Source organism: Alistipes sp. An54 (assembly GCF_002159375.1).
Lineage (GTDB): Bacteria > Bacteroidota > Bacteroidia > Bacteroidales > Rikenellaceae > Alistipes > Alistipes megaguti.
The window spans coordinates 1-8,309 of the sequence record NZ_NFIA01000026.1 but is presented as its reverse complement, the minus strand read 5'-3'; the positions used below and the strand labels follow the sequence as shown (position 1 = coordinate 8,309).

At 58.2% G+C, this 8,309-nt stretch carries 6 protein-coding genes, 1 tRNA gene, 1 rRNA gene and 1 pseudogene; 5 read left to right on the top strand and 4 right to left on the bottom strand.

Annotated features, from left to right (window positions below; genetic code table 11):
• Positions 1–87: 87 nt before the first annotated feature.
• Both raiA and B5G09_RS13630 read right to left on the bottom strand, forming a co-directional pair.
• A complete protein-coding gene (raiA, locus tag B5G09_RS13635) occupies positions 88–387 on the bottom strand; it encodes a ribosome-associated translation inhibitor RaiA (protein WP_087312078.1) in 300 nt (99 codons plus the stop codon).
• Between the two features lie 19 nt (positions 388–406).
• Entirely contained in the window at positions 407–1,312 is a 906-nt protein-coding gene (locus tag B5G09_RS13630) for a tyrosine-type recombinase/integrase (RefSeq protein WP_087405607.1), read from the bottom strand.
• A 61-nt stretch (positions 1,313–1,373) separates the two neighbouring features.
• Between B5G09_RS13630 and B5G09_RS13625 the strand changes: the two are divergent.
• The 3 genes and pseudogenes from B5G09_RS13625 to B5G09_RS14030 form a co-directional block, all read left to right on the top strand.
• A pseudogene (locus B5G09_RS13625) lies at positions 1,374–1,934 on the top strand (flavin reductase family protein); the annotation flags it as partial.
• 537 nt (positions 1,935–2,471) lie between these two features.
• Positions 2,472–4,160: a hypothetical protein gene (locus B5G09_RS14135; protein WP_087405605.1), complete on the top strand. Its 1,689-nt coding sequence runs from the start codon at positions 2,472–2,474 to the stop codon at positions 4,158–4,160.
• Positions 4,153–4,314 carry a hypothetical protein gene (locus B5G09_RS14030; RefSeq protein WP_241147686.1) on the top strand — a complete coding sequence of 54 codons (162 nt, stop codon included), beginning with the start codon at positions 4,153–4,155 and terminating at the stop codon, positions 4,312–4,314. The genes B5G09_RS14135 and B5G09_RS14030 overlap by 8 nt, the downstream gene beginning before the upstream one ends.
• 254 nt (positions 4,315–4,568) lie before the next feature.
• Here the strand turns inward: B5G09_RS14030 and B5G09_RS13615 are convergent.
• A tRNA-Leu gene (locus B5G09_RS13615) sits at positions 4,569–4,650 on the bottom strand.
• A gap of 93 nt (positions 4,651–4,743) precedes the next feature.
• The gene (locus B5G09_RS13610; RefSeq protein WP_087312096.1) at positions 4,744–5,358 is read right to left on the bottom strand and encodes a signal peptidase II; all 615 of its coding nucleotides are present in this window, start codon (positions 5,356–5,358) and stop codon (positions 4,744–4,746) included.
• A 134-nt stretch (positions 5,359–5,492) separates the two neighbouring features.
• Here B5G09_RS13610 and B5G09_RS13605 point away from each other — a divergent pair, with 134 nt between their 5' ends.
• Both B5G09_RS13605 and B5G09_RS13595 read left to right on the top strand, forming a co-directional pair.
• Positions 5,493–7,517 (top strand): S8 family serine peptidase, encoded by a 2,025-nt coding sequence (locus B5G09_RS13605; protein WP_087405604.1) that lies wholly within the window; start codon positions 5,493–5,495, stop codon positions 7,515–7,517.
• Positions 7,518–8,197: 680 nt separating this feature from the next.
• Positions 8,198–8,309: ribosomal RNA gene (locus B5G09_RS13595) — 16S ribosomal RNA — on the top strand; the annotation flags it as partial.

The window sequence follows — 8,309 nt, the reverse complement described above, 5'->3', positions numbered from 1 at the left end:
CCCCCCCTCCAAAAAATGCGACGACCGCCTTTTCGGGCGGCCGTCGCGGCATTGGTTAGTTAAGGATTAGTTAGGTTGGTGGGAGTTCTATTTGTTATCCTGTTTTGACTTGAATTTGTCGATCTGCCGCTTCAGGGCGTCGATGGCCTCATCAACCGACTCCTCGAAGGCCTTCGACTGGTGGCAGGCCACCAGATCCTCGCCCGGCATGTGGAGCGTGATGGTTGCTATCTTGTTTCCCTTTTCGTGGTCCTTATCGAGTTTGAGAATAACGTCGGCGCCGGTTGAGCGATCCGCAAAGCGGTCCAACTTTGCCATTTTGGCATTCACGAAATCGATGAGCCGTTTGTCGGCATCGAATTTCACGGATTGAATCTGTACGTTCATAACCTTACAGTTTAGAAAGTTAACACTTGCCATCCTTTTCGCGAGGATGGGCTTTCGCGTAGGCCTCCCGGAGCCGTGCGATGCTGTTGTGGGTGTAGACCTGCGTGGCCTCAAGCGAGGCGTGACCCAGGAGTTCCTGGATTTCGCGCATGTCGGCGCCTCCGTTGAGCAGGTGTGTGGCAAACGTGTGTCGGAGGACGTGCGGGCTCTTTTTCCCCTGGACGCCGCCCCGGGCGAGCTCCTCCTTCACGATGCGGTACACGGTGATCCGGGCAATGCGTTTTCCTTTGTGAGTTAAAAATAGTGCTTTTTCCGTAGAATTGCAAATATTTTGCCGCTCAATTAACCCGATGTAGTGCAAAATCTTCTCGCGCAGAAATTCCAGAATGGGGACGATGCGTTCCTTGTCGCCCTTGCCGCGGACGCGAAGCGAGGTGTAGTTGTCGGCGAAGTCGTCGCGGTTGATGCCGATCAGTTCGGCCAGCCGGAGCCCGCAGGCGTAGAGCATCAGGACGATGAGCGAATTGCGCTCGCAGCGGAAGTCGTCGGTCGGGAATTCGCAGTCGCGGACGATGCCGCCCATGCGGCTTTCGGGAACGAAGGCCGGCAGCCGCCGTGAGGTGCGCAGTGACGAGACGGGCTGCGTGACGTTGCGTTCGACGACCCCGCGGGCGAGCAGCCAGCGGAAGAAACTCCGCAGCGACGAGACTTCGCGGTTCATCGACGCCGCACCGAGGTGCCCCTCCTCCGTGCGGTGGAGGATCCAGGCGCGGATGTCGTCCGTCGTGATGCGCCGCAGCTCCTCTTCGGAGTCGGCACACCCCGTCCACGCCAGGAACTGCGACACGTCGTGACGGTAGTTGCGGACCGTCAGGGGCGAGTATCGCCGTTCGGCTTCGAGGTATCGGACAAATTCATCGAGCAGCATACGGCAAAGATACCAAAAAAGACGTACCTTTGTCCGTAAAGCATGAAAACGGCGAAAGATGAAACAGAATTGGAAACCCGGTACGGTGCTCTATCCGCTGCCGGCCGTACTGGTGAGTTGCGGGGCGACCCCCGAGGAGTATAATCTGCTGACCGTGGCATGGACCGGAACGCTCTGCTCGGATCCTCCGATGTGTTATATATCGGTGCGTCCCGAGCGCCACTCCTACGAGATTATCCGCCGCACGGGGGAGTTTGTCATCAACCTGACGACGCGTTCGCTGGCTCGGGCTACGGACTGGTGCGGCGTACGGTCGGGGCGCGACCACGACAAGTTCCGTGAAATGGGATTGACGGCCGTGGCCTCGGAACGGGTGGCAGCTCCGGTGGTGGCCGAATCGCCGGTCAACATCGAATGCCGGGTGCGTCAGATTCTGCCGCTCGGGAGTCACGATATGTTTCTGGCCGAAGTGGTGGGGGTGCAGGTCGACGAGGCCTACCTCGATCCTGAAACGGGGCGTTTCTGCCTTGAGCGGGCCGAGCCGATCGTCTACTCCCACGGCGAGTATTTTGCTTTGGGCGAAGCGCTGGGTCATTTCGGATGGTCGGTGCGTAAGAAGGGTCCGGCTCCGAAGCCTGCCGGCGCAAAGCCTTCGAAGCCGGATGCGGCAACCTCGGGTGTGGCAGCCTCGGGAACGACGAACCCGGAGACGGTGAAACCTGCTGCCCGAAAACGTTCGACAGCTCGAAAACAGCCGATCGCCGGAATCCCCGGAGCCGATCGTTCCGGCGGCAAACGCCTGTCCCGAAGGCCGTCGACGAAACGACGCTGACCGGATTTTCCGTTGATCTCTTTTTTTTGGGGGGGGGTACTCCTTGGAGGAGGTATCCAGGGCCGCACCTCCGGGCCGCACTTCCGGGAGCTTCCGCTTTTTTTTTCCCCCCCCCTGTGAACCGACGTTCTTCGGCGGGGAAAATGTCCCGATTGTTGCATGGGTTACCGATCGGAAGGAAATCGGGCCCTATCTTTGGGGCGGAATAGTTGAAAAAACGGATCCTATCATGAAACTGATACTCCGTGACAGACCTCTTGATCTCGGCCGGCCGACGACGGCCTGCTCGAAGGGCATGTCTATTTCGAGGACGATTTCAGTTGGGTGACCGATGCCTTTGGCGGTTCGGATTATATCGGAACCTGGCCGACGCCGCTTACCAAAGAGCAGTATTGGAACGGAATCACGGCGGCAGCCTTCGGGGATGAGGTCTACAATACGTTGATCAACTCGGGCTGGGTGACCGACGACAACAAACTCAAGGAGCGGATCTACATGCGGGTCGGCTATATCAAGATGGGACGAGGCTCGAATACCGCGGGGTGCGGCGGCGGTCTAGTGACTCCGACGCTGGGTATCAAGCACAACTGCACGTCCAACGTGAAGGTGAGCTTCGACTGCTGTATCTACGTTTCGGGCGGTGGCTCGTGGGATCCTTCGACCATGCAGGTGCGCGTCATCGGCCCGGGAACGATCAACGACGAGCTGCCTTCCGTGGAGCTGATTCCGCTCGATGTGCCCGAGGTTGCCTATGATCAGGAGGGGTCGATGGCCAGTTCGGTACGCTTCAGCTGGCAGGCCGTGGAGAATGCCGCCCGGTACGAATATACGTATACCTGTCTGAATTGCGGCGAGGTCGTCGAATCGCGGAGCGGCGAGACGGCTTCGAGCAACTCCGCCGCCTACCTGTATGCCGGAAGCATCAAGTTGGGGACCTCGTCGGCCGTGGGTTCGGTCTTCACGCCCCGGGTTGCGGCCATCGATCCGGGCACGAAGGTCAACGCCGAGGTGATTGTCGGCGGTACGGCCTTCCTCGGAACCAACGGCTATTACGACGATGATGCGGCCGCCATTACGATCGAGGGTGACGGAACCTTCGAGGATGGAGCGAAGTGTGCGGAGTTCCGCATGGGCAGTTGGAACGACTGGGTGCGCCACCGCTTCGTCGTGTGCGGCATCACCGCTGCGACGCGCTTCCGCCTCGAATCGCGGACGGCGGCAAAGGGGCGTCTCTTCTTCAACTATCTCGGGGTGGTGAAACTCGACGACGCCTATTCGTCGGCTTCGGAGCTCCCGCAGCTGGAGACTCCGGGGAGTGTCACCGCGTCGGAAGCCTCGGCTTACGGCTTTGACCTGAGCTGGACCGCGGTGCCCGATGCAACCGACTATACCTACTATGTCGTGCGTCCCGACGGCCGCACGGTGGCAACGGGCAAGAGCTGGGAACCGCATGTACATATCGGCGGGCTCGACGGCAAGAGCGTTGCGGGACATCCGTATTTCAACGTGCGGATCGTGGCCAACCACATGAACTACGACTCCGGCAAGCAGGAGATTCCGCAGACCTGCCGTTCGTCGGAGAGTTCGCGGGCGCTTCAGGTCCGGCTTGCCGAGAGCATGGCTACGGTCTATTTCCAGGATGATTTTTCGTGGATCGACCCGAACGATGCCGTCTTTGCCACCCACACCGACTGGATCAACACCTATTGTACGACGGATGTGTCGGGACGTTTCGACGCTTTGCTGGAGGGCGGACAGACCTCGCTGAACGGTTGGAACTACGATCCTTCCAAACCGGGCGTTTACACCCGCCCCGGATACATTCATCTCAACTCTACGAAGACGCAGGGAGCGATCGTTTCGCCCGCCCTTGCAGCCATTTCGGGAAGCGATGATGTGGAGGTGTCGTTCGATGCCACGACCCGGGTGGTATTGGGACCGGCGAGCGTATCGAGCAACCGGACGCGAGCGTCGCGCCATGGCGGCCGGAACTCCGCGAGAATGGGTGCATGAGACGGCTGTCGACTGCCGGGTGATTTATGACTGGCAGCGTCCCGACGGGGTATACGACAATGCTTTTGTGCAGGATACCTACCTGCTTGCTGAACGGCAGCTTGTCCGGGCGGCTTACAGGTTGGCTGCGCTGCTCAACGAATTGTTCGGATGACTCCGCCCCTCGGAATACCGCATGTGAAGAAGGAGAGTGCCCCAGCATCCGGGGCACTCTCCTTCTTTAAGGATGGGAGCGACGTGCAAGGTATGGTTGCGGGCCAAAGCGGTGGGCGGCGTACTCCGGTGCGTACTCCGGTGCGTACTCCGGTGTGTATCCGGCGTGTATCCGGCGTGTTCCTGATGCGTTTCCGGCGTGCAGACCCGAAAAAAGCAAAACCCCGTCTGAGTCTCCTCAAACGGGGTTTCCAGTGCCCAGGACAGGAATCGAACCTGCACGCCTTGCGGCACACGCACCTGAAACGTGCGCGTCTACCTATTCCGCCACCTGGGCATTGTTACCGGTGTCTTCCGGAATTGCGGTGTGCAAAAGTAATACTTTTTTCTGAATCCGCAACGGTTTTGATGCAAAAAAATTGAAAAAAATCTATTTGCTGAAAAATCGGTACTGAAACAGAAGCAGATAGATCACTGCTACGGAGATGTACGCATCGGCCAGATTGAAGATCGCGCCAAAGAAATAGTTGTTGCTGTCGACCAGAAAACGCAGCATCCGCGGCACGCCGTTCCATTGGAAAAGCGGGAAATAGAACATGTCGACCACCTTGCCCATCATGAATCCGGCGTAATGGCCCCCGAATTCGGCAACGGTGTAGGGGGTCGACTCGGAGAAGATCAGTCCGTAGAAGGCGCTGTCGAGAATGTTGCCCAGAGCGCCGGCGAAGATCAGCGCCAGACCTACGATGACCCCTTTGGGGGTGGTCTCCCGTTTGCGCGAGAGGTGGCAGATGAGCCATCCGATGAATCCCACCATTACGATGCGCAGCAGTCCCAGGAGCAGTTTGCCCCAGTCGAATCCGCTGCCCGAGGCGATGTGCATGCCGAATGCGGCCCCCTTGTTCTCGATGAAGCGGAGTTGGAACCAGTCGGGAAAGACGACGATCGACTCGTCGAGATGCATGTGGGTCTTGATCCAGATCTTGAGGGCCTGGTCCGCGACGAGCAGCAGTATGACGAGCAGGGAGATTTTTTTCAGATTCATGGTTTTGGAGATATTTGCGGCAAAAATAGTAAAAAATCTCTTTTTTCGGGGTTTTGGATGGGATTTTCTGTTGCGGCTTTTTGAATTTTGCGAAAAAAACATACCTTTGAAACCTTACTTTTTTAAAAGTCGTCATGAGGAACGTGTTTTTACTGTGCTGCCTGCTGGCAGCCGTTGCCTGTACGAAGGATTCGCTGGAGCAGTCGTCTGCCTCCGGGGCCCGGATTGTCGGATCTCCGGCTCCGGAGTATGCCCTGCAGGGGGTGTTGTCCGTCCAGCTCACTGCGGAGATGGCGCAGGCCGTAGCCCGGGCTCAGGGTGAAGCCGCTGCTACGCGAGGGGCCGCGCCGACCCGCTCGGGGGTGGAGTCCATCGACAACCTGCTGGCCGAGATCGGTGCCGACCGCTTCCGGCGTGTCGTGGATTACAACCCCGACTGGGAACCGATCTACGATCGCACGGGCATGAACCGTTGGTATCGGATTTCGTTCGACCGGGAGGCCGATCTTGCTCAGATCGGGCAGCGTTTTGCCGGGCTGGAGGGAATTTCGGTGGTCGAATACGAGGTCCATCCGCGCCATATCCGCCCGATGTGTACCGGTCCGGCCGTTCCCGCGCATGCGGGGCTGCTCCCCGAGCGGGCGGAAACCCGTGCCACGCAGTTGATGAACGATCCGTTGCTGGCCGGGCAGTGGCACTTCGAGAACAACGGTGCGGATCAGTACTTTTCCACGCCGCGGGCCGGGGCCGACATTGATCTGGTCGATGCCTGGAACCTCTGTACGGGCAGTGAGGAGATCATCGTGGCGGTGATCGACGAGCCGGTGCAGACGACCCATCCCGATCTGAAGGCCAACATCTGGTCGAATCCGTCGAATCCCGACGAACATGGCTACAATTTCTGGGACAACAAGGCCGAGCTCGACTGGCGGACGGCAACCTGGGAGGATGGACAATGGGTCTACGCCGATCACGGCACCCACGTAGCCGGCGTCATTGCCGCGGTGAACAACAACAGCCGGGGTGTTTGCGGCATTGCCGGGGGGCGCAGCGGTCGGGGCGGCGTGAAGATCATGTCGTGTCAGATCATGGGCTACAGCGACGGCGACGACTCGAACAATCCCATTGTCAAGGCCTTTGAATATGCCTGGACTCACGGCGCCCTCATCGCCCAGAACAGCTGGGGCTATGACTTCTCCGACGCCTCGCCAAGCGAAGCCGCCTCGGCCTGGAAGCGGAGCTACGGCATAATCCGCACCGCGATCGACACCTTCATCACGGGGGCCGGTTCGCAGAATGCCAACTCGCCGCTCAACGGGGGACTGGTGATCTTTGCTGCGGGGAACGACGGCGACCGGATCGGTGACGTGGAGACCTATCCGGCCTCCTATTCTCCGGTCATTGCGGTCGGGGCCATGGACTGGGCCTTCCGCCCGGCCTATTATACGGATTACGGAACCTGGGTCGACATCACGGCGCCGGGTGGCGATTACGGTACGGCTAAAAGCCAGGGGGAATATTACGTCGACGGAGAGGTCCTGAGTACGATCCTCTGTGACGACGGGATGAATTTCCAGGATAAACGCAAGGAGGATGCGCTTTATGGTTACGGCTTCATGCAGGGGACCTCGATGGCGTGTCCGCACGTCTCGGGCGTAGCGGCGCTGGGACTCTCCTATGCCGCCCAGTTGGGGCGCAAATATTCGGTCGAGGAGTTCAAGGCGATGCTGTTGAGTTCGGTCTACGGCATCGACGACTACTTTACCGGCACCAAGGAGGGAATCACCGTTCCGAGTCTGACGGCCTACCGCGGTAAGATGGGCGGCGGATGTGTCGATGCCCTCAAGCTGCTGCTGGCCGTGCGGGGGACTCCGGCCATCTGGGTCCCGACCGGGCAGACGACCGAGATCGACTTTGCCCCCTTCTTCGGCGGAGACCGCAGTGCCGTCGAGTTGCAGTCGGCCTCGCTCGAATCCCCCGAGCAGTTGGGGCTTACCGTCAAACAGCTCGCCATCACCGGCAGCCGGATCTCGTTCCGCTGTCCGAAACCGGGCGTCTCGGTGCTGTGCATTCGGGCCATGGCCGGGGATACCTCCCTGACGCGGGAGTTCGCGCTTGTGTCGCGGGCCGGTCTTGCCGGCAACGGCGGATGGTTGTGACCGCACTACGGTCGGCCGTTTCCGGGACCGCATTGTTCACGGATGGTGCCGGGGACGCTTCATCCGGGATGATCGTTCTGCGGTGCTTTTCCTGCAGGGGCTGCCAAGGCAGCCCCTTTTATATAAAGGTAGGAGTCGGTCCGAAGGGTCGAAAAACAAGTTTTTTGAAAAAAAGAGGTCGAAATATTTGCAGTTATCGAAAAAGTCGCTACCTTTGCAACCGCATTTGAGAAATCAACGGTTCTTACAAATAGGTTGAGGGTTTACAATAAAGGAGCCTGAAACGGTTTGTAGCTGAATTTCAAAAGGATGCGAGGTTCTTAAAAAGGCTGGCGGGAACGCGTGACGTGAGGATGTTTTCGAATTCGATCCAAGGTGCCGCAGGTGTCTTGGAAAAATTTTCTGAAAAGACTTGCGAGTTTGCAAAACAGTTCTTAACTTTGCAGTCCCTTTCGCATTGAAACCTTCGGGTGTCGCGAAAATAAATCTTGAAAAAGATTTGCAGGATTCAAAAATAGTCTCTATCTTTGCAATCCATTTCGCACTGAAATGCGAAGCATTTTTTAAGTGGTTCTTTGAATTACTGGTTATATTTTGAGAGCAAAATTGTAGTATTTATCTGTCAATTTCCTTTAAAGGAAACGAATAGTCAGGACTCTAACGAAACATTCATATTTTATACAATGGAGAGTTTGATCCTGGCTCAGGATGAACGCTAGCGGCAGGCCTAACACATGCAAGTCGAGGGGCAGCGGGGTTGAAGCTTGCTTCAACTGCCGGCGACCGGCGCAC

Excerpts from the sequence above, each read along its gene's own strand:
- B5G09_RS13605 (WP_087405604.1), top strand. The coding sequence starts at position 5,493 with ATGAGGAACGTGTTTTTACTGTGCTGCCTGCTGGCAGCCGTTGCCTGT.
- B5G09_RS13610 (WP_087312096.1), bottom strand. The coding sequence starts at position 5,358 with ATGAATCTGAAAAAAATCTCCCTGCTCGTCATACTGCTGCTCGTCGCG.
- raiA (WP_087312078.1), bottom strand. The coding sequence starts at position 387 with ATGAACGTACAGATTCAATCCGTGAAATTCGATGCCGACAAACGGCTC.